The 22,370-nt window shown below is 71.3% G+C and carries 23 protein-coding genes and 1 tRNA gene; 15 read left to right on the top strand and 9 right to left on the bottom strand.

The features are described 5' to 3' along the window. Positions 1-256: 256 nt before the first annotated feature. From ACZ7CH_RS31565 to ACZ7CH_RS31550, 4 genes are all read left to right on the top strand, one after another. The gene (locus ACZ7CH_RS31565; RefSeq protein ID WP_360398252.1) at positions 257-1,942 is read left to right on the top strand and encodes an LCP family protein; all 1,686 of its coding nucleotides are present in this window, start codon (positions 257-259) and stop codon (positions 1,940-1,942) included. 116 nt (positions 1,943-2,058) lie between these two features. Further along, entirely contained in the window at positions 2,059-2,544 is a 486-nt protein-coding gene (locus ACZ7CH_RS31560; protein ID WP_360398250.1) for a helix-turn-helix domain-containing protein, read from the top strand. A 124-nt stretch (positions 2,545-2,668) separates the two neighbouring features. Continuing rightward, positions 2,669-3,916 carry a Mur ligase family protein gene (locus tag ACZ7CH_RS31555; protein ID WP_360398248.1) on the top strand — a complete coding sequence of 416 codons (1,248 nt, stop codon included), beginning with the start codon at positions 2,669-2,671 and terminating at the stop codon, positions 3,914-3,916. Further along, on the top strand, positions 3,909-4,616 hold the full coding sequence (locus tag ACZ7CH_RS31550) for a type 1 glutamine amidotransferase (RefSeq protein ID WP_360398246.1): 708 nt from the start codon (positions 3,909-3,911) through the stop codon (positions 4,614-4,616). Before ACZ7CH_RS31555 ends, ACZ7CH_RS31550 begins: the two co-directional genes overlap by 8 nt. Here ACZ7CH_RS31550 and ACZ7CH_RS31545 read toward each other — a convergent pair. Next, positions 4,600-5,211: a TetR/AcrR family transcriptional regulator gene (locus ACZ7CH_RS31545; RefSeq protein ID WP_360398244.1), complete on the bottom strand. Its 612-nt coding sequence runs from the start codon at positions 5,209-5,211 to the stop codon at positions 4,600-4,602. The two genes, ACZ7CH_RS31550 and ACZ7CH_RS31545, sit on opposite strands and share 17 nt — an antisense overlap. 75 nt (positions 5,212-5,286) lie before the next feature. Between ACZ7CH_RS31545 and ACZ7CH_RS31540 the strand changes: the two genes are divergently transcribed. Then, positions 5,287-6,771: a flavin-containing monooxygenase gene (locus ACZ7CH_RS31540; RefSeq protein WP_470375602.1), complete on the top strand. Its 1,485-nt coding sequence runs from the start codon at positions 5,287-5,289 to the stop codon at positions 6,769-6,771. 1 nt (position 6,772) lies between these two features. Here ACZ7CH_RS31540 and ACZ7CH_RS31535 read toward each other — a convergent pair whose 3' ends face one another. Continuing rightward, positions 6,773-7,807 carry a zinc-dependent alcohol dehydrogenase family protein gene (locus ACZ7CH_RS31535; RefSeq protein WP_458434096.1) on the bottom strand — a complete coding sequence of 345 codons (1,035 nt, stop codon included), beginning with the start codon at positions 7,805-7,807 and terminating at the stop codon, positions 6,773-6,775. 111 nt (positions 7,808-7,918) lie between these two features. Here ACZ7CH_RS31535 and ACZ7CH_RS31530 point away from each other — a divergent pair, with 111 nt between their 5' ends. The 3 genes from ACZ7CH_RS31530 (at position 7,919) to ACZ7CH_RS31520 (ending at position 10,660) form a co-directional block, all read left to right on the top strand. Beyond that, on the top strand, positions 7,919-9,073 hold the full coding sequence (locus tag ACZ7CH_RS31530) for a carboxylesterase family protein (RefSeq protein ID WP_470375601.1): 1,155 nt from the start codon (positions 7,919-7,921) through the stop codon (positions 9,071-9,073). Then, positions 9,070-9,816: a class I SAM-dependent methyltransferase gene (locus ACZ7CH_RS31525; protein ID WP_470375600.1), complete on the top strand. Its 747-nt coding sequence runs from the start codon at positions 9,070-9,072 to the stop codon at positions 9,814-9,816. The genes ACZ7CH_RS31530 and ACZ7CH_RS31525 overlap by 4 nt, the downstream gene beginning before the upstream one ends. Before the next feature lie 232 nt (positions 9,817-10,048). After that, positions 10,049-10,660: a TetR/AcrR family transcriptional regulator gene (locus tag ACZ7CH_RS31520; RefSeq protein WP_360398234.1), complete on the top strand. Its 612-nt coding sequence runs from the start codon at positions 10,049-10,051 to the stop codon at positions 10,658-10,660. A 188-nt stretch (positions 10,661-10,848) separates the two neighbouring features. Here the strand turns inward: ACZ7CH_RS31520 and ACZ7CH_RS31515 are convergent, their stop codons facing one another. Next, on the bottom strand, positions 10,849-11,070 hold the full coding sequence (locus tag ACZ7CH_RS31515) for a DUF3618 domain-containing protein (protein ID WP_360398232.1): 222 nt from the start codon (positions 11,068-11,070) through the stop codon (positions 10,849-10,851). Positions 11,071-11,190: 120 nt separating this feature from the next. On the opposite strand from ACZ7CH_RS31515, the gene ACZ7CH_RS31510 reads away from it, so the two are divergent. Continuing rightward, positions 11,191-11,264: transfer RNA gene (locus ACZ7CH_RS31510), tRNA-Leu, on the top strand. Between the two features lie 23 nt (positions 11,265-11,287). Here ACZ7CH_RS31510 and ACZ7CH_RS31505 read toward each other — a convergent pair. Continuing rightward, positions 11,288-13,831, bottom strand: a complete 2,544-nt coding sequence (locus ACZ7CH_RS31505; protein ID WP_470375599.1) for a LuxR C-terminal-related transcriptional regulator — start codon at positions 13,829-13,831, stop codon at positions 11,288-11,290. A 341-nt stretch (positions 13,832-14,172) separates the two neighbouring features. On the opposite strand from ACZ7CH_RS31505, the gene ACZ7CH_RS31500 reads away from it, so the two are divergent. Beyond that, positions 14,173-14,868, top strand: a complete 696-nt coding sequence (locus ACZ7CH_RS31500; protein ID WP_470375598.1) for a DedA family protein — start codon at positions 14,173-14,175, stop codon at positions 14,866-14,868. Between the two features lie 219 nt (positions 14,869-15,087). On the opposite strand, the gene ACZ7CH_RS31495 is transcribed toward ACZ7CH_RS31500, so the two are convergent. After that, entirely contained in the window at positions 15,088-16,188 is a 1,101-nt protein-coding gene (locus ACZ7CH_RS31495; protein ID WP_458434104.1) for an NAD(P)-binding domain-containing protein, read from the bottom strand. Between the two features lie 145 nt (positions 16,189-16,333). On the opposite strand from ACZ7CH_RS31495, the gene ACZ7CH_RS31490 reads away from it, so the two are divergent. From ACZ7CH_RS31490 to ACZ7CH_RS31475, 4 genes are all read left to right on the top strand, one after another. Further along, complete coding sequence (locus ACZ7CH_RS31490) at positions 16,334-17,362, top strand: LLM class flavin-dependent oxidoreductase (RefSeq protein WP_458434106.1); 1,029 nt, start codon at positions 16,334-16,336, stop codon at positions 17,360-17,362. A gap of 325 nt (positions 17,363-17,687) precedes the next feature. Then, complete coding sequence (locus tag ACZ7CH_RS31485) at positions 17,688-18,215, top strand: hypothetical protein (protein ID WP_458434107.1); 528 nt, start codon at positions 17,688-17,690, stop codon at positions 18,213-18,215. 10 nt (positions 18,216-18,225) lie between these two features. Then, complete coding sequence (gene bcp / locus ACZ7CH_RS31480; RefSeq protein ID WP_360398220.1) at positions 18,226-18,693, top strand: thioredoxin-dependent thiol peroxidase; 468 nt, start codon at positions 18,226-18,228, stop codon at positions 18,691-18,693. Positions 18,694-18,982: 289 nt separating this feature from the next. Beyond that, positions 18,983-19,324: a DMT family transporter gene (locus ACZ7CH_RS31475; protein ID WP_360398218.1), complete on the top strand. Its 342-nt coding sequence runs from the start codon at positions 18,983-18,985 to the stop codon at positions 19,322-19,324. Here ACZ7CH_RS31475 and rdgB read toward each other — a convergent pair. Beyond that, positions 19,321-19,920 (bottom strand): RdgB/HAM1 family non-canonical purine NTP pyrophosphatase, encoded by a 600-nt coding sequence (gene rdgB / locus ACZ7CH_RS31470; RefSeq protein ID WP_458434108.1) that lies wholly within the window; start codon positions 19,918-19,920, stop codon positions 19,321-19,323. The two genes, ACZ7CH_RS31475 and rdgB, sit on opposite strands and share 4 nt — an antisense overlap. Continuing rightward, a complete protein-coding gene (gene rph, locus ACZ7CH_RS31465) occupies positions 19,917-20,684 on the bottom strand; it encodes a ribonuclease PH (RefSeq protein ID WP_360398214.1) in 768 nt (255 codons plus the stop codon). Before rph ends, rdgB begins: the two co-directional genes overlap by 4 nt. 49 nt (positions 20,685-20,733) lie before the next feature. On the opposite strand from rph, the gene ACZ7CH_RS31460 reads away from it, so the two are divergent. After that, the gene (locus ACZ7CH_RS31460) at positions 20,734-21,231 is read left to right on the top strand and encodes a DUF2231 domain-containing protein (RefSeq protein WP_360398212.1); all 498 of its coding nucleotides are present in this window, start codon (positions 20,734-20,736) and stop codon (positions 21,229-21,231) included. Here the strand turns inward: ACZ7CH_RS31460 and ACZ7CH_RS31455 are convergent. Next, the gene (locus tag ACZ7CH_RS31455; protein WP_360398210.1) at positions 21,189-21,605 is read right to left on the bottom strand and encodes an OsmC family protein; all 417 of its coding nucleotides are present in this window, start codon (positions 21,603-21,605) and stop codon (positions 21,189-21,191) included. The genes ACZ7CH_RS31460 and ACZ7CH_RS31455 overlap by 43 nt on opposite strands. After that, the gene (locus ACZ7CH_RS31450; RefSeq protein WP_470375597.1) at positions 21,602-22,369 is read right to left on the bottom strand and encodes an MBL fold metallo-hydrolase; all 768 of its coding nucleotides are present in this window, start codon (positions 22,367-22,369) and stop codon (positions 21,602-21,604) included. The genes ACZ7CH_RS31455 and ACZ7CH_RS31450 overlap by 4 nt, the downstream gene beginning before the upstream one ends. Between the last annotated feature and the right edge of the window lies 1 nt (position 22,370).

Raw genomic sequence — 22,370 nt, 5'->3', positions numbered from 1 at the left:
CAACCAAGTGGGGAGTCACCACGTCTACTTGGGGTACCCGCACGTGCCGAGAGGAGTGGGTGTGGACAACCGGCCGCCGCGGCCAGGAGAGCCGAACGGGTCTCCTCGGCGACCCAGCGCCACCCCGCGTCCGCCGTCGGGGCAGCCCCGCCGTCCTCAGGACCCGCCGCGCGGCTCGGAGCCGCCCCGCAGGGACCCGCGCCGGTCGGACCAGCCGAAGCGCCAGGAACCGCCGCGCCGGGAGCCGCCCAGGCGCGTGGAACCACCCCGTCGCGGCACGTCGGACAGCCGCGGCGAGCCAGCGGGCCGCGCGGAGCCGCGCCGTGTGCCCGCCCGCGCCTCGTCGTCCGGCCCGCGCCCGCGTCCGGTGGCCGACCGCCCCACCGTCCGCACGACCCCGGCGAAGACCGCCGCGCCCGCCGCCAAGCCGCCGCAGCGCCCTGCCCAGCGCCCGCGTCCCGCCGCCGCCCGCCGCCCGAGCGCGGCCCAGCGCGGTGCGTCGACCGGCGCCAGGATCTTCATCAGCATGCTGTCGGCGACGGTCCTGCTGGTCACCGGCATCGCGTGGCAGAACCTCACCTCGTTGACCGACGGCCTCACCAAGCAGGACCTGAACCTCGCCGACGCCGGGGAGAAGCCCGCCGACGGCGCGATCGACATCCTGCTCGTCGGCATGGACAGCCGCACCGACTCCAAGGGCAACCCGCTGCCGCAGAACGTCCTGAACGAGCTGCAGGCGGGCGGCAGCGACGACGGCGGGTTCAACACCGACACGCTGATCCTGCTGCACATCCCGAACGACAGCGGCAAGGCCTTCGCGGTGTCGTTCCCGCGCGACTCCTACGTGAAGATCGCGGGCGGCTTTGGCCGCCACAAGATCAACTCCGCCTACGGCTACGCCAAGAACCAGGCCGCCGAGAAGCTCAAGGGCAGCGGCAAGAGCGGCCCCGAGGTCGAGATGGAGTCGCGCAAGGCCGGCGCGAACAACCTCATCGAGACCATCCAGAACCTGACCGACGTGAAGATCGACCACTACGCCGAGGTCAACCTGGTCGGCTTCTACGAGATCACCAAGGCCATCGGCGGCATCGACGTGTGCCTGAACTCGAACGTCCGCGACAGCTTCTCCGGCGCGAACTTCAAGGCAGGCCCGCAGACCATCGAGGGCAAGAACGCGCTGGCGTTCGTCCGCCAGCGCCACGGCCTGCCCATGGGCGACCTCGACCGCGTCGTCCGCCAGCAGGTGTTCATGGCCGGTCTGGCGAAGAAGATGCTCTCCGCGGGCGTCCTGGCCGACAGCACCAAGCGCAACGACATGATCAAGGCCGTGTCCGGCGCGATCGTGCTCGACGACGGCTGGGACATCACGAGGTTCGCGTTGCAGATGAAGGACATGACCGGCGGGAACATGACGTTCCAGACCATCCCGACCGGCAACCCCGACCTGCAGACCCCCGAGGACGGCAGCGCGGTCGAGGTGAAGGAGAACGAGGTCCGCAAGTTCGTGAAGAACCTCGGCAAGACCCCGGACGCCGCCGACGTCCCCGACCCGACCTTCGACAACGCCACCGTCACGGTCGACGTCCGCAACGCCTCCGGCCAGCCCGGCCTCGCGGCCACGGTCCTGCAGTCCCTCGTCACGAAGGGCTTCGTCGGCGGCCAGACCGGCAACGCCGCCGCGCTGGCCACGTCCGTCGTCCGCTACCCCCAGGGCGGCGAGGCGGCCGGCAAGGCCGTCCAGCAGGTCCTGGGCGGCATCGACACCGAGGAGGACGGCGACCTCCCCGCCGGCCGCGTCCGCGTGTTCCTCGGCGCGGACTACTCCGGTCCCGGCTCGCAGGGCTTCACCGGCACCCCGCTGCTCGCACTGGACGGCGCCCGCCAGCAGCCCGCCCCGCCCCCTGCCCCCATCTCCGCGGACGGCGTGCGCTGCGTGAACTGATACTCAGAGTAGAGTTCTTTACCCCGTTCGGGGGATGTTGGCCGTAAGTTGCGTAAGCGGCGAAGCATCGGCGCCTTCCATCAGCGTGAGACCCGCTCATGGGGTGGAGGAAACCGGTGACGACTGCGACAGGACCGATCGACACAGCCGCGTACCAACGCGTGCTCGGTGACGAGATCCGCAGCCTTCGCAAGCAGCGCGGCTGGACCAGGAAAGAACTGAACAAGCGCTTGCAGACGGAGATCTCCCTGCAGACCCTGGCGACGTACGAGCTGGGCACCCGCCAGTGCTCGGTCGTGCGCCTGGTCGAGATCTGCCACGCACTCGACGTGCCCGCGCACGAGGTGCTGGCCCGCGTGCACGAACGCTTCTTCGGCGACACCCCGGCAGGCCACCTGACCCTGAACCTGTCCCTGGTCGCCGCCACGGACAACCCCCGCCTCGCGCCACTGCGCCGGTGGGCGGCCGGGCGCCTGCACGTGCTGCCTCCCGGGGCGTCACCGGAGGTGCACCTCGACCTGGCGGCGGTGGAGAACATGGCGCAGCTGTGCCAGCTGCCGGCGGTGGAGCTGATCCGCACGCTGCGGTCGATGTCCCGTTAGAACGGTCGCGGGGAACGCGGGCGGAGCCGCGGGAACAGCACCCACCGTTGTACCGAACCCCGTTCACACCACCGAAACCACCGCCCACGAAGGGTTACCCGCCCACGCCGGTAGCATCGCCGGGGTGAACGATTCCCCCGCCCGCCTCCCCCTGCGCACCGCAGCCGCCGTGAAGCTGGGCAACCTGAGCTCCACGCTGTCCCAGAAGATGGGTCTCGGCGCAGGTGGCATGATCGGCGGCCGAGTCGCCCTCAAGCTCGACCCCCAGGCGTTGAACCGCCTGACCGCCGGCCGCAGGGTCGCCGTGGTCACCGGCACGAACGGCAAGACGACCAGCACGATGATGCTGGCCAGGGCCGTCACGGCGCTGGGTGAGGTCGCCACCAACCACAGCGGCGCGAACATGCCAGACGGGCACGTGACGGCGCTGTCGAAGCAGCCGGACGCCCCGTACGCCGTGCTGGAGTGCGACGAGGGGTACTTCCCCGCCGTCGCCGGTGCCAGCAACCCGGCGGTCGCGGTGATCCTGAACCTCAGCCGCGACCAGCTCGACCGGGTCGGTGAGGTGCGCACGATCGAGCGCAGCATCCGCGACACGATCGCCGGGCTGCAGAACTGCGTGATCGTCGCCAACTGCGACGACGTGATGGTGACCAGTGCGGCGAGGGACGCGAAGAACGTCGTCTGGGTCGCCACCGGCACGAGCTGGCACCACGACAGCGCGAGCTGCCCGCGGTGCGGTGACCCGATCCGCTGGCAGGGCGAGCACTGGCACTGCACGAACTGCGACCTGGCGCGGCCGCACCCGACGTGGATCACCGCCGACGAGGCCATGATCACGCCGGAGCACCGGAAGCTGGAGCTGCGGCTGACGCTGCCGGGCAAGTTCAACCAGGCGAACGCCGTCATGGCCACGGCGGCCGCGCACACGCTCGGTGTGCCGGTCGACGAGGCGGTGCGCCGTTTGCGTGGCGTGAGCAACGTCAGCGGCCGGTACCGCACGATCCAGCGCAACGGCCGCAGTGCGCGGCTGCTGCTGAGCAAGAACCCGGCGGGCTGGAGCGAGACGCTCACCGTGGTCAGGGAGGCGCACCACCCGGCCGTCCTGGTCATCAACGCCCAGGAGGCCGACGGCCGCGACCTGAGCTGGCTGTGGGACGTCCCGTTCGAGAAGCTGCGCGGCCGCCAGGTGATCGCGTCCGGTGAGCGCGCCAGCGACCTGGCCGTGCGCCTGACGTACGCCGAGGTCGAGCACACGATCGTCAAAGACCCGCTGAGGGCCCTCGACCAGCTGCCCGCCGGCGCGGTCGAGGTCATCGCCAACTACACCGCGTTCCGCGACTTGAATGCCAGGGCTGCCGCTGATGAGTGAGTCGACCGTCCAGATCGCCCTCGTGCTGCCGGACCTCCTCGGCACCTACGGGGACTTCGGCAACGCCGTCGTGCTGGAGAAGCGCATGGCGTGGCGCGGGATCAAGGCCGAGGTCGTGCCGATCAACTACGGCCAGCCGGTGCCGGACTCGTGCGACATCTACGTCGTCGGCGGTGGCGAGGACACCGCGCAGACGCTCGCGGTGAAGCACCTGCGCGAGCACCCCGGTCTGCAGCGCGCGGTCACGAAGGGCGCCGTGGTGCTCGGGGTGTGCGCGGGCATCCAGATCTTCGGCGAGAGCTTCACCCGCGCCGACAACGTGACGCACCCCGGCATGGGCCTGATCGACTCGACCTCGCACGCCGGGGGCAGCCGTGCCATCGGCGAGGTGCTGGCCGAGCCGGCGGACGGCCTGTTCTCCGGTGTGCTGACCGGGTTCGAGAACCACCAGGGCCGCACGGTGCTGGGCCCGTCCGCGCGTCCGCTGGCGCACGTGAAGGTCGGCACCGGCAACGACGGCAGCGTCGAGGGCGCGGTGCAGGGCCGGATCGTCTGCACCTACCTGCACGGCCCGGTGCTGCCGCGCAACCCGCAGCTCGCCGACATGCTGATCGAGTGGGCCACCGGCACGAAGGTGGCGCCGCTGGACCTGCCCGCCGTCACGCAGATGCGCGCGGAACGGGTCAAGGCAGCTTCGTGAGCCGGTCGGCGACGCCCGGCCAGACCACGGCCATCACGTAGTCGGTCGCGAGCGCGGGTCCCACACCGGGCCTGCGCTCGCACCACACGGCGAGCCGTTCGCACGCGCCGACGACGATCTCCGCGAACGCCTCCGCCTCCAGCGGGTCGATCTCCGGCGCGAACGACACCAGCACGGACCCGATCATGTCCGTCTGCTGCTGCCGGATGCCCTCGACCTCCTCCTGCGCCGACGGCACCGCGATCGCCGCCTCCTGCCGCAGCAGGGCCCAGGACCGCTGGTGGTCGACGATGAACTCGAAGAACGCGAGCAGCCCCAGCCGCAGGAACTGCTCGGGGTCCTGCGCGCCCGCGATGGCCGCGGCCGTCTTCTCCCGCAGCTCGGCGCGCGCCCGGTGGATGCAGCCGATCAGCAGGCCCTCCTTGGACCCGAAGTACTCGTAGATCATCGGCTTGGAGACGCCGCAGCGTTCGGCGATCTCGTCCATGGAGGTGGCGAGGTAGCCCTGCTCCGCGAAGACCTCCTCGGCGACGGTGAGCATCTGGGCCATGCGCTGCGCCCTGGGCATGCGGCGCCGTGGCGCTGGAGCGGTCACGAATGGAGTCTACCGCTCGTAACTTACTTCGAGTAACCTACTGCGAAGTAGCCAAGCGAGTGGGAGGGTGTCCCCATGCACCGAGAGACGAAAGTGCTCGTCATCGGCACCGGCTTCTCCGGCCTCGGGATGGCCGTCGAGCTGAAGCGCCGCGGTGAGCACGACTTCGTGGTCCTCGAAAAGGCGAGCGACCTCGGTGGCACGTGGCGGGACAACTCCTACCCCGGTTGCGCGTGCGACGTGCCGTCGCACATGTACTCGTTCTCGTTCGAGCTGAACCCGGGGTGGTCGCGGATGTTCGCCCAGCAGGGCGAGATCTGGGAGTACCTGCGCAAGGTCGCCGACAAGCACCGGCTGCGACCGCACATCCGCTTCAACACCAAGGTCTCCGGCGCGCGGTGGGACGACGAGGCCAAGCGCTGGCACGTCACCACCGAGCAGGGCGACACCTACACCGCCACGGCGCTGGTCGCGGGCGTCGGCGCGCTGCACATCCCGAACGTCCCCGAGCTGCCGGGCATCGAGAACTTCACCGGCAAGACGTTCCACAGCGCGCAGTGGGACCACGACTACGACCTGACCGGCAAGCGGGTCGCCGTCGTCGGCACGGGCGCGTCGGCGATCCAGTTCGTGCCGAAGATCGCCGGGCAGGTCGGGTCGCTCAAGGTCTTCCAGCGCACGCCGCCGTGGATCATGCCCAAGGCCGACCGCGAGATCACCGGCTGGGAGCGGAAGCTGTTCCGCGCCCTGCCGTTCACGCAGCGGCTCTACCGCGACTTCGTCTACTGGACCCGCGAGTCGTCGGCGCTGGGCTTCGCAGTCAACCCGAAGATCATGCAGTTCGCGCAGGGGATCGCGGTGCGGCACCTGAAGAAGCAGGTGCCGGACCCGGAGCTGCGCAAGGCGCTGAAGCCCGACTACACCATGGGCTGCAAGCGCGTGCTGATCTCCAACGACTACTACCCCGCGCTGTCGCGGTCCAACGTGGACCTGGTGACGGACAAGATCTCCGAGGTGCGCGAGAGGTCCGTCGTGGACAGCGCGGGCGTCGAGCACGAGGTCGACGCCATCATCTACGGCACCGGGTTCCACGTCGTCGACTCGTTCGACTACCTGGACATCCAGGGCAAGGGCGGGGTCGACCTCGCCAAGAAGTGGCGCGAGCAGGGCATCGAGACCTACTACGGCATCACGGTGTCCGGCTTCCCCAACCTGTTCTTCCTGCTGGGCCCCAACACCGGACTCGGGCACAACTCGGTCGTGTTCATGATCGAGTCGCAGATCCGGTACGTCTCGCAGTGCCTCCGGCTCCTCGACCGGCACCGCGCGGCGGAGCTGGACGTGCGGCGGGAGGCCCAGCAGGAGTTCAACCGCGAGATCCAGGGCAAGCTGACCAAGGGCGTGTGGACCCAGGGCGGCTGCAAGAGCTGGTACCTCGACGCGCAGGGCGTCAACCGCACCGTGTGGCCGGGCTTCACCTGGCGGTACTGGATGCGGACGAAGCGCGTGCGCGCCGAGGACTACGTGCTCACCGCCGCCGCGCGGACGCCGGCGGCGTGAGTCACGGCTTGACGATGACCTTGAGGGCGGTCCGCTCGTCCATCGCCTGGTAGCCCTGGGCGACGTCGGCGAGCGCGACCGTCCGGTCGAACACGGGACCGGGGTCGATCCGCCCGGCGAGCACGTCGGCGAGCAGCTCGGGCAGGTAGGCGCGCGCGGGTGCGACGCCGCCGCCGATGGCGATGTTGCGGCCGAACAGCTTGCCCAGCGGCAGCCCCGGCATCTCGTGCGGCACGCCGACGTACCCGATGCGACCGCCGTCGCGCACGATGCCCATGGCGGTCTGCCACGACTGCTCCGTGCCCACGCACTCCAGCACCGCGGCCGCCCCGAGCCCGCCGGTCATCTCCTTGATCCGCTCGACGGCGGCGTCACCGCGTTCGGCCACCTGGTCGGTCGCGCCGAACAGGGTCGCGATCTTGGCGCGGTCCTCGTGGCGGCCCAGCGCGATGATCCGCTCGGCGCCGAGGCGCTTGGCCGCGAGCACACCGCACAGGCCCACGGCGCCGTCACCGACGACCGCGACGGTGCTGCCGGGTTGCACGCCCGCGCCCAGTGCCGCGTGGTGCCCGGTGCCCATGACGTCGCTCAGGCTCAGGAACGCGGGCAGCAGCTCCGCCGGCGCGTCGGCCGGGACGCGCACCAGCGTGCCGTCGGCCTGCGGCACCCGCACGGCCTCGCCCTGGCCGCCGTCGCTGCCCTTGCCGCCCCAGAACCCGCCGTTGAGGCACGACGTCTGCAACCCGGCCTGGCAGTAGGCGCAGGTGCCGTCGCTCCACACGAACGGCGCGATGACCCGGTCGCCGGCCTGGACGCTGCGCACGTCCGCGCCGACCTCCTCGACGACGCCGAGGAACTCGTGGCCGATCCGCTGACCGCTCTCGCGCTTGGCGACACCCCGGTACGCCCACAGGTCGCTGCCGCAGATGCAGGCGAGCTCGACCCGGACGACGACGTCACCCGGCTCCTGGACGCGCGCGTCGGGCACCTCCTCGACGCGGATGTCACGGGTGCCGTAGATCGTCGTAGCCCGCACCTGGGTTCCTCCTCTGCCTAGTGGTCCAACCGGTCCATCGTGCTCCGGGCAGGCCGGTCGCGCCCACTCGGGAGGCTGTGGAGTTGACCACCCACGCCTACCATCGGGGACGTGCTGAACACTGCGGAAGGCCTCGTGCGGGCACGTGCGATCCGTTACGCGACGGCGGCCCGGTTCGCCGCGCCAGAGCCGCTCACCTGGGACGGTGTGGTGGACGACACCCGCCGCGGCCCGGCCTGCCCGCAGTCGCCGTCGGCGCTGGCCGCGGTGGTCGGCAACTCGGTCGAGGGGCTGTCGTTCGATGAGCACTGCCAGGTGCTGAGCGTGACGGCACCGGCCGACGCCGACGGCCTGCCGGTGATGGTGTGGTTCCACGGCGGCGCGTACGTGACCGGCAGCGGCGAGTCGGCGAAGTACGACGCAGGGCTCTTGGCCGCGCAGGGCGTCGTGGTCGTGAGCGTCAGCTACCGGCTCGGGATCTTCGGTTACCTGCGGGACGACCTGGGGCTGCTGGACCAGCTGGCGGCGTTGCGGTGGGTGCGCGACACCATCGCGGAGTTCGGTGGCGACCCGGCGAACGTGACGGCGTTCGGCCAGTCCGCGGGCGCTGACTCCGTGTACGCGCTGCTGCTCACCGACACCGAGGGCCTGTTCCAGCGCGCGATCCTGCAGAGCGCGCCGCTGGGCACCCGCAGCCCCGACCGCCCGGCCATGACGGCGGCGCTGCGCGAGCACGTCGCCGCCTCCGTCGACGCCGGCACCCCCGTGGCGGACGTGCTGGCCGCCCAGCAGCGCGTCACCGCCGAGCTGGGGCCGAGGTTCACGCCGTCGGGCAGCATGCCGTTCGGCCCGGAGCTGCCGGGCGAGCCCGACCTGACCGCGGTGGCGCCGCGGGTGGAGCTGCTCGTCGGACACACGCGGGACGACGGCAGCCCGTACGTCGCGAACCACCCGGAGGCCTGGGCCGTCGCCACCGAGCTCGTCTTCGCGGGCCCCGCGCGCCGGCTGGCCGCCGACTGGGCCAAGGCCGGTGGCCAGGCCGCCACCTACGACTTCCGCTGGCGGCCGGAGGGCGCTCCGCTGGGGGCCTGCCACTGCATGGAGCTGCCGTTCCTGTTCGACCCGGACGCCTGGACCGGTGCGGGCATGCTGGCCGGGCAGGAGCCGGACCCGGCGCTGGCCGCGGTCGTGCGGCGGACGTGGACCGACTTCGCCCGGAAGGGGATCGACGCGCTGCCCGCGCGCGAGCTCGAGCTCGGCGCATGACCGAACGCGAGCGCCTGCGCGCCACCTTCGGCACGGACGCGGCCCGCTACCACCGGGCCCGTCCGACCTACCCCGCCGAGCTCTTCGCCGCGCTGCACGGCGACCGCATCCTGGAGATCGGTCCTGGCACCGGCCAGGCCACGCTGCCGCTGACCGCGCTCGGTTCCGTGACCGCGGTGGAGCTGAGCCCGGACCTCGCCGCGATCGCCCGCACCCACGCGCCGCGCGCGCACGTCGTGGTGGCGGACTTCGACGAGTGGGAGCCGGACGGGGAGTTCGACCTCGTGGTGTCCGCGACGGCGTTCCACTGGCTGGACCCGGACACCCGCATGGCCCGGTGCGCACGCGCGTTGCGGGACGGCGGAACGCTCGCCGTGATCTCCACGCACCACGTCGCGGGCGGCACCGAGCAGTTCTTCGCCGACGTGCAGGAACTCTACGAGCGCTGGGACCCGGGCACGCCGCCGGGCTTCCGGCAGCCGGCGGCCGGCACCGTGCCGTTCGAGCTCGACGACAGCCCGTTCTTCGAGCCGCCGGAGTTCCGCAGGTACGAGTGGGAGCGCGACTACACCGCGGAAACCTACGTCGACCTGCTGCTCACGTACTCGAACCACATCACGCTGCCCACCCGCGACGAGCTGGTCGCCGGCATCGGCAGGCTCATCGACACCCGCTACGGCGGCCGGATCACCAAGCGGTACCTGACCCAGCTGGCCACGGCCGTGAAGGCACCGGCGGACTGACCGTCTGATGTGGACTGTCCAGCTCCCTGGCACGATCTTCAGGTTCTCGACAGGTGCCGGAACGGAGTTCCCGGTCCTCTTCCCGGTACCGGCCGCACAGGAGTCGACCGACCACAACACGATCCAACAACCGGGTGCTGCTGCCCCTGCGAGTAGGGCGAGACGCCTAGGATGTCCCGCCAAAGGGGCGGGGAGAACACGCACGAGCCGTGCCCTTGCACTAGGAGGTGGCATGGCCGTGCCGACAGCGGCGCTCAACGAGGGAAGGGCCCCACAGCGGGGCCGGCCTCGCGACGCCAGCAGGGACGACGCATTACGTCAGGCAGCGCTCGAAGTGATGGCCGAGGTCGGATACCGGGCCCTCACCATGGACGCGGTGGCAGCGCGCGCGAGAGCGGGCAAGGCCACGATCTACCGGCGCTGGGAGTCGAAGCTCGATCTGGTGATCGACACGTGCACGCAGCTCGCCACGCAGAACCTCGGCGCACCGGACACCGGCTCGCTCGCCGGTGACCTGCGCGAGTTCCTGTCGTCGTTCGCCGCGTTCCTGTCCGGTCCGATCGGCAAGGCCGCTCAGGCGCTGGTGGGCGAGCTGCCGCACGAGCCGGAGCTGGCGGCGGCGTTCCGGGAGACGTTCCTGATCTCGCAGCGCGACGTGCTGCGCGGAATCCTCGACCGGGCCGCCGACCGGGGTGAGCTGAGGGCCGACGCCCCGCGCGGCATGGCCGTGGAGATCGCGGGCGCGGCGTTGATCTACCGGCTGATGCTCACCGGTGACCCGCTCGACGAGCCGTTCGTGGAGAAGGTCGTCGAGCAGGTCCTACTACCGTTGGTGCACGCCTAGCGCCCCCCGGCTTTGCCGGCATCTGCAAGTACCACCGACTCAACATCACCAAGCACTTTTCTACTGCCAACAGCTCCGCCGACCGTCCGCGGATCTGGAATCCGGTTCGACGGGCGGCGACCATGTTGGTGGTACTTGCAGACGCCTGATCAGCAACGAGGGGGCGGACGAGACTTCTGGCCAGGTGCTCAGCGGAAGAGCTTGCGCACGAGCGCGAAGCCGACCACGGCACCGACCGCGATCAAGGTGTACTTGACCTTGGGCTGGCTCAGCGTGGCCAGCACGGACGAGCGGCCCTGTTCGACGAGCTTCTGCGGGTTCGCGCGCTCGCTGAGCTCGTCCAGGGTGTTGGCCAGCGCGGCACGAGCCTGTTCGATCTCGCGCTGGATGGTGTCGGGATCGCGTGCCACATGTCCTCCTAGCAGCGGTTCTGGCAGTCACCGTAGTGGACGGCCGTGGGCGGGGCCGCACACGACCCACATGCGCCCCGGGAGAGCGTGTACATGGCCGCGCTATAGGCTTCCACCCGAGGGGTCGTAGCCCAATTGGCAGAGGCACTGGGTTTAGGTCCCAGCCAGTGGGGGTTCGAGTCCCCCCGACCTCACGATCGTCCTGGGCGCGGTGTGCTCACGGGGCACGTTCGCCCAGGTCAGATCGCATGTTCCTGCGTTCGACCCAGTCCGCGATCTGGGTGCGGCTGGTCAGGTCGAGCTTGCGCCGGACCCGTTGCAGGTGCGTCTCCACCATCCGCTGCGAGATGTGCAGCTCCGTGCCGATGCCACCGTTCGTCCGCCCCGCGGCCACCAGCGCGACGACCTGCCGCTCGCGTGCGCTGAGCTCCTGCTGCTCGATCCGGCCCTCCAGCGCGTAGGCGACCGCTTGCTCACGCGTCATCTGCCGGCCGTCGGCGAGACACGAGTTCCCCACGGCGACCCGTGCGGCCCGCACGACCTCGACGACCTCCCGCTGCCACACGAGGTCGTCGGTGGGCCCGCCTTCCCTCAAGCACGAGGCCGCGCCGACCAGCCTGAGCGCGCGCCTCGGGTCACGGCGCCGGTACGCGATCACGGCCAGCCCCTCCAGCACGTCCGCCACCCAGAAACCCGTGCAGGACGCACGAAGCGACTGCTCGAACCAGTCCGTGGCCTCGTCTGTCTCGCCGCGCTGCAACGCGCGCACGCCGACCGTGTGCAGGAAAACCGCTAGTCGGCGTGGTGGAGCGAACCGCCGGTAGACCGGCAGCACGTCGGCGAGCAGGGCGTCCGCGAACTCCTCGTCACCCGCCCGCAGCGCCGACCAGGCCAGGTTGTGCTCGATGATCGCGAGGTCCAGCGGCCCGGCGACCGGCACCAGCAACGCCAGCGCCTCCTCGTAGTGCTTGCGCGCCTCGCTGGTCCGGCCCGCGCGCACCAGCTCGCCCGCGACCGCGTTCAGGGCCTGGGCGAGCAGCACCGGTGCGCCGAGCTCGCGGGCCAGCGCGACGGCCTGCTCGGCCGTGGGCAGACCGGTGTCGTCGTCGGTGCCGGCCAGGTAGGCGAGGTGGCACAGGGCGAGGCAGCGCACGGCGGGTTCGCTGGGCACCGTGGACCGCACCGCCGCGTGCAGCGACCGGCGCCCCTGCGACACCTGCCCCTGGTCGCGCCAGGCCGTGGCGAGCATCGTCGCGAGCCGCAGGTGGCTCCGGTCGCCGGTGCGGGCCGCCCAGTCGACGGCGCTCTGCAGCGCGGCGCACTCGGCGATCAGCGGTTCGACGACGGCCGGCGCGCTGAACACGGTCGCCGTGAACGCGGTCCAGCGGCCGGCGAACCAGTGCGCGACCCGCGCCAGCACGACGTCCCGCAGCTCGCCGAGCTCCTCCCTGCCGTACAACCGGAGCGTCTCCAGCTGCTCGAACCGCCCCGCGCCCGTGAACGTGAGCAGCGACTTCGACACGAGCCCCGACAGCAGCGCCAGCACCCGGTCCGTGCGCAGCGCACACGCCGCGACCGCCACCTCCAGCCCGAACCCGCCGGGGAACACCGACAGGCAGCGGAACACGTGCTGCTCGTCGGCGCCGAGGTGGTCGTAGCTCCACTCGACGGCCGCGCGCAGGCTCTGATGCCGCACGGCTGCGGTCCGGTTGCCGCGGTTGAGCAGCTCCAACCGGTCGTCCAGACGGGCCAGCAACTCGCTGACCGGCAGCACCGTCACCAGCCGCGCGGCCAGCTCGACCGCCAACGGCAGCCGGTCCAGCCGCACACACAGCCCGGCGAGCACCTCCCGCCCCGGCAACCGCACCCCGAGCTGACTGGCCTCCGCACGGTCGGCGAACAACGCGACCGCCCCCTCGACCGGCAACGGCGGCACCGGCACCAGCACCTCCCCCGGCACCCGCAACGGCTCCCGGCTCGTCGCCACCACCCGCACCCCGGGACAGCCGATCAGCAACGGCTCCAGCAACGCCGCGCACTCCCCGGCGACCCGCTCGCAGTTGTCCAGCACCAGCACCACCGTCCGCCCGGCCAACGCGTGCACCACCGTGCTCAGCACCGTCTCACCGGTGACCTCGCCGATGCCCAAACTCGTCGCACACGCCCGCGGCACGTGGTCACCTCCCGCGACCGAGGCGAGCTCCACCCAGGCGACCTCGGGCAGGCGGGCGGTGAACTCCTTGGCGAGCCTGGTCTTGCCGACACCGGCCGGGCCGGTGAGGGTGAGGACGCGGGCGGTGCCGGTGGTGTGGAGGGCTGCCAGGCGGTTCAGGTCCTCGGTGCGGCCGATGAAGCTGTCAAGGGCTGGGTGGCGGTGGGCGGGCTCGTTCGTCGGGTGGTTCTTGGGCTGGTTCGCTGGGTGGTTCGGCGGCTGGTTGGTGCGTTGGTCGGCTTGGACGTTGGTGGCGCGGTAGATGGTGTGGCCAGTGCTCTGGTGGTTCGCGCGGCCGTTGCTCGGCTGGCTGTTGCTTCGCTGACTGTTGCTTGGTTGGCTGCTGCCTGGCTGGTTGCCGCCCGCCTGCCAGCCGTTGGTCGTTTGCCAGCCGTTGCCGGTCTGCCAGCCGCCGGTCGGCTGCCGGTTGGTGGCCCGCCGCCGGTACGCGCGCTGCCGGCACGCGTTCGAGCAGTACCGGGCCTGACTCCGCCGGGAGGTAGCGGTCGCGGTGCCACACGTCGCACACGTCCCCGCCTGGTCGGTCATCGCACGGAGCCTAACGACCCGGTTCAGCCCCGGAAAGGCCTTTCCACCAGATGTGGCCCAATGGACGTACCCGCACACCGCCCCGCTCCAGTCCACTGTGGACTGACCGCCCTGCCGAACCTCGCCCTCGGTCCGGCCGCCGCGCCCGGTCGCGTGAGCACTCTCACGCGACATTTCGGACACCACTGTGACCCTCGGAGGCCTCCCGCGTTTCCCCGTCCGCGGCAACGACTTCCCAGCTCACCCCCGGCAGACCCCGACCCCTGGGTGGGGTCACCCCCACCCAGGACCTCGGGTTTCCCCCAATGTCACCGGCCACCCGAATCCGTACCGTCGATCCCATGAACCTCGTCGACTGGGTCACCGACCTGATGCAATCGGCCGGCGCACCCGGAGCGGCACTGGCGATCGCGCTGGAGAACCTCTTCCCGCCCCTGCCCAGCGAGGTCTTCCTCCCCCTGGCCGGTTTCACCGCGGCCCAGGGCAAGATGTCCCTGCTCGACGCGATCCTCTGGACCACCGCGGGTTCGGTGGCCGGCGCCCTGCTCCTCTACTGGCTCGGCCACCTACTGGGCCGCGACCGGGTCCGGCGCATCGCCGCCCGCATGCCGCTGGTGCGCGTGTCCGACGTGGACAAGACCGAGGCCTGGTTCCTCCGCAACGGCTACCGCGCGGTCTTCTTCGGCCGGATGATCCCGGTGTTCCGCAGCCTGATCTCCATCCCGGCCGGCGTGGAGCGGATGCGACTGGCACCGTTCCTCGGCTACACCGCCGCCGGCAGCCTCCTCTGGAACACCGCGCTGATCCTCGCGGGCTACCTCCTCGGCGACAACTGGCACCTCGTCGAGCAGTACGTCGGCCTGGCCTCCACGGGTGTGCTGGCGCTGGCCGGTGTCGCGCTGGCCGTCTTCGTCACCACCCGGCTCACCACCTCCCGACTCGTCACCACCCGGCTCACCACCTCCCGACTCGCCACCACCCGGCTCACCACCTCCCGACTCGCCAAGCCCAAGCGCCGGACTCACTCGGACTCCTGACCCGGTCCGGCACCCACGCGTTCCGACACGTTCCGTCCCGCCTCCCCGCGTTCCTCTTCCCCCACGGGGCGAGCGAGCGGCCGATTCCGGACACAAGGCACCTGATCGAGCGACACCACACGAAGTCACCCCTGCAAGACGGGCGAACCGCCGGATCAGGACACGCGCCACCCGATCGAGCGACAACGCGAGACCGCCGCAACGCCGCTACCAGCGACTTCACCCCGCCAAAGCACCCTCAACCCCCGAGCGCCCAACCCCCGGACTCCCAGCCCCCGAACCCCCAGCCTCAAGACCGAGAAACCGCACCAACTCCCGCACCGCACTCCGCCCCGCCCGGTTCGCCCCGATGGTGCTGGCCGAAGGCCCGTACCCGACGAGGTGGATCCGCGGATCACGCACGACCCGCGTCCCGTCCACCTGCACCCCACCCCCGGCCGCACGCAGACGCAGCGGCGCCAGGTGGTCGAGGTCGTGCCGGAACCCGGTGGCCCACAGGATCACGTCGGCGGCGTACCGCTCGCCCGACTCCCATTCGACGCCGTCGGGGACGACGCGGGAGAACATCGGCCAGCGCTGGAGCACGCCGTCGGCCAGCGCGGCGAGGGTCCGGTCGTTCAGGGGGAGGCCGGTCACGCTCACCACGCTGCGCGGGATCAGGCCGGCGCGGACGCGTTCCTCCACCAGGGCGACGACCTGGCGGCCGTAGTCCTCGGTGAACGGGCCCTCGTGCCACACCGGTTCGTGGCGGGTGACCCAGCGGGTCGAGGCGGCGAGCGGGGCGATTTCCATCAGCAGTTGGGTGGCTGAGGCGCCGCCGCCGACCACGACCACGCGTTTGCCGGCGAAGGCGGTGGGGCCCTGGTAGTCGGCGGTGTGCAGGTGCAGGCCGCGGAACGTGGACTGGCCGGGGTAGTGCGGCCAGAACGGGCGGCGCCACGTGCCGGTCGCGTTGATCAGGCCGCGGGTGGTCCAGGTGCCCGCGGAGGTCTCGACCCGCAGCAGGGGCGAGTCGGAGGTGACCGCGGAGACGGTCACCGGGCGCAGCACCGGCAGGTCGAACAGGCGCTCGTAGCGCGCGAAGTACGACGGGATCGCCTCGCGGGCGGGGGCGTCCGGGGGTGGTTGTTCGAAGGGCATGCCGGGGAGCTCGTGGATGCCGTGCACGGTGCGCATGCGCAGGCTCGGCCACCGGTGCTGCCACGCGCCGCCGGGTGCGGGGTTCGCGTCCAGCACGACGTGGTCGACGTTCCGCCTGCGCAGGAAGTAGGAGGCCGAGAGGCCCGCCTGGCCCGCTCCGATCACCACGACATCCGTCACACCCACGTCAACCCGCGACCGCCACCGGGTGATTTCGGATGTGACCGAGCAGTCACCAGCACCGCGTGCAGGCTCGGACCGGCGGACGCCCGACGAGTTACCCGGCTCACGGAAGAAGTCGCGAAGTATCGGTGTTGATCGATGTATGAGCCGCCTCAGTGAGATCCCGCTGTCCGTCCTCGACCTCGCCCCGATCGGTTCGGGCTCGGATGCGACGGCCGCGCTGCAGAACTCCAGGGAGCTCGCCCAGCAGGCCGAACGCCTCGGCTACCACCGCTACTGGTTCGCCGAGCACCACAACATGCCCGGTATCGCGAGCTCGGCGCCCGCGGTGTTGATCGGGCACGTCGCGTCGGCGACCGAGCGGATTCGCGTCGGGTCAGGTGGCGTCATGCTGCCCAACCACGCGCCGCTCGTGGTCGCCGAGCAGTTCGGCATGCTGGAGGCGCTGCACCCCGGCCGCATCGACCTGGGCATCGGGCGCGCGCCCGGTACCGACCAGAAGACGGCGCGGGCGCTGCGGCGGACCGAGGCCGGGCTGTCCGCGGAGAACTTCCCGCAGGAGCTGACCGAGCTCATCGGCTACTTCGACGGCACCGCCGAGCTCAACGCCGTGCCCGCCGCGGGCAACAAGCCGCCGATCTGGCTGCTCGGCTCGTCCGGCTACAGCGCGCAGGCCGCGGGGCTGCTGGGGCTGCCGTTCGCGTTCGCCCACCACTTCAGCGCGCAGAACACGCTGCCGGCGCTCGCGTTGTACCGCAAGCACTTCCGGCCCTCGGAGGTCCTCAGCGAGCCGTACGCGATGGTGTGCGCCTCGGTGGTCGTGGCCGACACCGACGAGCGCGCCCGCTACCTCGCGGGTCCGGGTGCGCTGTCGTTCGTGAAGCTGCGCCAGGGCCGGCCGGCTCCGCTGGCCACGCCGGAGGAGGCCGCCGCCTACCCGTACACCGAGATCGACGAGCTCGTGATCGAGGACCGGATGGCCACCCAGGTCATCGGTTCGCCGCAGACGGTCGCCGCCGGGCTGGGCGAACTGCTGGAGTCGACGGCGGCCGACGAGCTCATGGTGACGACCATCGTGCACGGGCAGCAGGACCGGTTGCGGTCGTTCGAACTGCTGAGCGAGCTTGCCGAACGGACGCCCGCGCTGGGCCGTTCAGCCGCACATACGTGAGTCGGTCACGCCTGAGCTTCACGTTTCGTACGACTGACGTTGGTCTGAACGGGTGATAATCGGCTCCGCTTGTAGCGCGAGGCACACCCTGCGCGATGATCGGTGTGAGCGCGCACGCCCCCCGACGCGCTCCCTAGCTTCACCCGACGGACGGCGTGGGGCCGGCGCTCTCTTGTGGCGCCGCCCACGCCGCCCATCACGAGTCGGCATCGTCCCGGCACCAGGTCCGCTTCAAGGGCCCCTTTCCTCCCCCGCTCGCCCCGCGGCACCGTCACAGTTGACGGGAGTCGTCCACACCCACCGCCGGGGTGGGAAAGGGGAGTTCGTGAAGTTCGCCAAATCGGCAGCGGGTCTCTGCCTGCTGCTGGCCGTGGCGGGATGTGCGGGCCCCAGTGTCGCCGTCACCACGGACGAGAGCCTGACCGTCGAGCAACGGGCCGAGACGCCCGACGCAGCCACCAACGCCGCCTTCGGCACCCAGCGGGTGTGGGGCTCCGGTCTCTCCGTCGTGGTGTCGGCCCCGAGATCGCTCTCACCGTCGGACACGGCCACCCCGCGCGCCGCGCGCACGGCCGTCTTCACGCTCACCGTCTACAACGGCTCGAAGAACGCCTACAAGCCGTCCCAGCTCGCCGTGAAGGCGACGGCGAACGGTGCCGCGGCTCCCGAACTGGTCGACTCGGTGCAGGGCCTCAACGGCCTCGCCGCGGCCGTCGCCGAGCTGCCGCCCGGCAAGGACACCCAGGTGGTGCTCGCGTTCGCCGTGGCGGAGGGGCCGGTGCAGATGCAGCTGACCGTGCAGCCCGGCGGCCAGGGCCAGGACGCACCGACCGTGTTCGAGGGCCAGGCCTAGTCTCAAGGCCATGAGCACCCGTCTCGAACCAGGGGACACCGCACCCGCCTTCACGCTGCCCGACAGCGACGGCAAGCCGGTGTCGCTGTCCGACTACCTCGGCAGGTCAGTGGTCGTGTACTTCTACCCGGCCGCGAGCACCCCGGGCTGCACCAAGCAGGCCTGCGACTTCCGCGACAGCCTCGCCCAGCTGAACGACCTGGGCTACGCCGTCGTCGGCATCTCGCCGGACAAGCAGGAGAAGCTCGCGAAGTTCCGCGACGCGGAGGGCCTCACCTTCCCGCTGCTCGGTGACACCGAGAAGACCGTCCTCACCGAGTGGGGCGCGTTCGGCGAGAAGCAGAACTACGGGCGCACCGTGCAGGGCGTCATCCGCTCCACGTTCCTCGTCGGCCCGGACGGCAAGGTCGTGAAGGCCATGTACAACGTGCGCGCCACCGGTCACGTCGCGAAGCTTCTGCGCGAGCTCCCGGCCTGAAAAATCACCTGGAAATGTGACACCGCCGCCGCAGGACTTGCGGCGGCGGCCCCTTCTTCGGGTATGGTCGAGGTGAGGGCGTGCAACAACTGCCGCCCCTGTTCCGGTGAGGGTGATACACCGTGTGTCGCTTGACGGCACCTCGCGGCCCCGACATCCCGTCTGATTTCGTCTTGCGCGTCCACTTCCCCACGCGCGGCGGTTGACCAGGGCGTTCTGCCCTCAGTCCACCGTTCGCAAGCAAACACGCATGCCTGGCGCTGCGTGCATTTCGTGCTGGGAAAATTCAATGCTCAAGTGGGTGCTGCTCACCATCGCCGTGGCAGCGGAAGTTTTCGCGACCCTTTGTCTGAAGTACTCCGACGGTTTCACGAAACCGTGGCCCGTCGTCGGTCTCGGCGCCGGGTTCCTCACCGCTCTCTACCTGGAGTCGGTGGTGATCCGGATGGGGCTGCCGGTCGCCATCACGTACGCGATCTGGGCGGGCGCGGGCATCGCGCTGGTCACCCTCACCAGCCGCGTGCTGTTCTCCGACCCGCTGAACCTCGCCATGCTCGGCGGCATGGCGCTCATCGCGGCCGGCGTGTGCGTGGTGTCGGTCGCCTCGCACGCACACGCCGTCACGGCCTAACGCAGCTTGCGCAGGTGCGGGACCAGCAGCTTCAGCGCCCTGCCCCGGTGGGACTGGGCGTCCTTCTCCTCGGCGCTCAGCTCCGCCGAGGTGACCATGTAGCCCTCGGGCAGGAAGATCGGGTCGTAGCCGAAGCCGTTCGTCCCGCGCCGCTCGCGCAGCAGGGAACCCCGCCACTCGCCGCGGACCACGACCTCCTCGCCGCCGGGCACGACCAGCGCGACCACCGACACGAACGCCGCGCCACGGCGTTCGTCCGGCACGTCGCCGAGCTGGCCCAGGAGCAGGTCGAGGTTCGCGTCGTCGTCGCCGTGGCGGCCGGACCAGCGCGCGGACAGCACGCCGGGCATGCCGTTCAGCTCGTCGACGGCCAGGCCGGAGTCGTCGGCCACGGACACCAGACCGGTGGCCGCGGCGGCGTCACGGGCCTTGGCCAGCGCGTTGCCCTCGAAGTCCGGCGCGGTCTCCGGTGCCTCGGGGAACTCCGGCACGTCCGCGAGCGACAGCACCTCGATGCCCGACAGCTCCTCGGCCACGACGATGCGCTGCAGCTCGCGGAGCTTCTTGGCGTTGCGGGAGGCGAGCAGGAGCTTCACCGGCGACCACCGGACTTCGGCTCGGGCAGCACGCCGGGGTACGGGGCGGACAGGGCCTCGGCCTGCAGGCGGTTGAGCTGCGCGCAGCCCTCCAGGGCCACGTCCAGCATGCGGTCCAGGGTGGACCGGGCGAACGTGGCGCCCTCACCGGTGCCCTGCACCTCGATCAGCGTGCCCGCGTCGGTGGCGACGACGTTCATGTCGACCTCGGCGCGCGAGTCCTCCTCGTAGGGCAGGTCCAGGCGCACGCGGCCGTCGACCACGCCCACCGACACCGCGGACACCGCGCACGACAGCGGCGACGGGTCGGCCAGGCGACCGGCCGCGCCCAGGTACGTCACCGCGTCGGCCAGCGCCACGTAGGCGCCGGTGATCGCCGCCGTGCGGGTGCCGCCGTCGGCCTGGATCACGTCGCAGTCGATGACGATGGTGTTCTCGCCCAGCGCCGCCAGGTCGATGCACGCGCGCAACGAGCGGCCGATCAGCCGGGAGATCTCGTGCGTGCGCCCGCCGATGCGGCCCTTCACGGACTCCCGGTCGCTGCGGGAGTGCGTGGCGGACGGGAGCATCGCGTACTCGGCGGTCACCCAGCCGAGACCCGAGCCCGACCGCCAGCGGGGAACGCCTTCGGTGACACTCGCGGCGCACAGCACGCGGGTGTTCCCGAACTCGATCAGGACCGAGCCGGCCGGCCAGGTCTGATATCCACGCGTGATCCGGATGTCACGCAACACGTCGTCGTTTCGGCCGTCGCTTCGCACCACGGCCCATACCCTAATGAACCCCGCGGGGCGCACTGGCGTAGGGAGAGACATGCTGACGATCGACGGTATTCCGATCCACCCGTTGCTCGTGCACGCCGTGGTCGTGCTGCTGCCCCTGGCGGCGCTCGGCTCGATCGCGATCGCACTGGTCCCGGCCTGGCGGCGCAGGTACGCCTGGCCCGTTCTCGGGGTCACCCTGGCCGGTGTCGCCGCCGTGCCGGTCGCGAAGCAGGCGGGCGAGGACCTCCAGGCCGCACTCGAACGCGCCACCGGTGCGGCGAACCCGGTCATCCAGGCGCACGCGGACCTGGGCGACCTGCTGCTGCCCGTCGCGCTCGGCTTCGGCGTCGCGGTGATCGCGCTGCTGGTCGCCGGGCGCCTCGCCGACCGGGAACGCGAGGCGGAGGCACCCACCACGAGGACGTGGCGGGTGGTCTCAGTCGTCGTGTCGGTGCTGGTCGTCGTGCTCGCGGCCGGAACCGTGGTGCAGACGGTCAGGGCCGGTCACAGCGGGTCGGAGGCCGTCTGGAGCGGCGTCGGGAGCTGAAGCGGCGCGGTCGCGGACTGCTTCAGCGTGCGGGTGACCGTGCAGAACTGCTCCACGGCACGCCGCACGACGACCTCCAGGGCCTCCGGGTCGTCCACCGCGGACAGGTCGTAGGACAGCGCCACCGGGATCGACACGACCTCGTTGCCGCTCTCGGACTGGACGGCGTCCGCGACCGCCGACAGCTCCTCACCGCCGGTGCGGCGCAGGATCAGCGTCTCCGACGTCACCAGCGCGCAGCCCGCGGCGGCCGCGACGAGCAGCTCCACCGGGCTGAACGAGCCCTCCTGCCCCTTGCGCCCGATCCGCACCGACGCGCCGCGGTCGTTCGTCGCGACGAACTCGTGCTCGCCCACCCGTTCCAGCTCGATCACGCCATCTCCCCCACTTCGTACCGGCCGCCCTCTACGACCAGTTCGCTCGGCCCGGCGAAGGCCGACCTGGCCTCCGCGAACACGTCGTCCCGCGACGTCCACGGCGGAACGTGCGTCACCAGCAACCGTCCCGCGCCGGCCCGCGCGGCCAGCTGTCCCGCTTCGAGCCCGGACAGGTGCAGGTCCGCGACCCGGTCGGGCGCGTGCGTCCAGCTGGCCTCCGCGAGCAGCACGTCCACCCCGTCGGCCAGCGCGTCCAGCGCCGCGCACGGCCCGCTGTCACCGGTGTAGGCCAGTGTCGCGCCACCGCAGGAGATCCGGAACCCGTACGCCTCGCAAGGATGCGCGACCACAGCGGACTCCACGGTGAACGGTCCGATGTGGACGGTGGAGCCCAGCGGGTGGAACTCGAAGACGTCCGTGAGGTCCAGCGACGCGCGTTCCTCCTCGGAAGGCGCGTAGGCGGCGGCGAACCGCGCGTGGGCCTGGGAAGGCGCGTAGACCGGCAGGACGGCGGACGGCGGGCTGGGGTGGTACTTGCGCGCCACGTACAGCGACGACACGTCGATGCAGTGGTCGGGGTGCAGGTGCGACAGCACCAGCGCGTCCATCGAGAACAGCGGGCGCTCCTGCTGGAACCGCCCCAGCACGCCGTTGCCGAGCTCCAGCACCAGCGTGAAGCCGTCCGCCTCCAGCAGGTACCCCGACGCCGCCGCGCCAGGTCCCGGAATGCTGCCGGAGCAGCCCAGCACGGTCAACAGCACC

Source organism: Lentzea sp. NPDC037011 (genome assembly GCF_055607425.1).
Note: the sequence above shows the minus strand (reverse complement) of the source record. Positions and strands in the feature narration are given on the sequence as shown.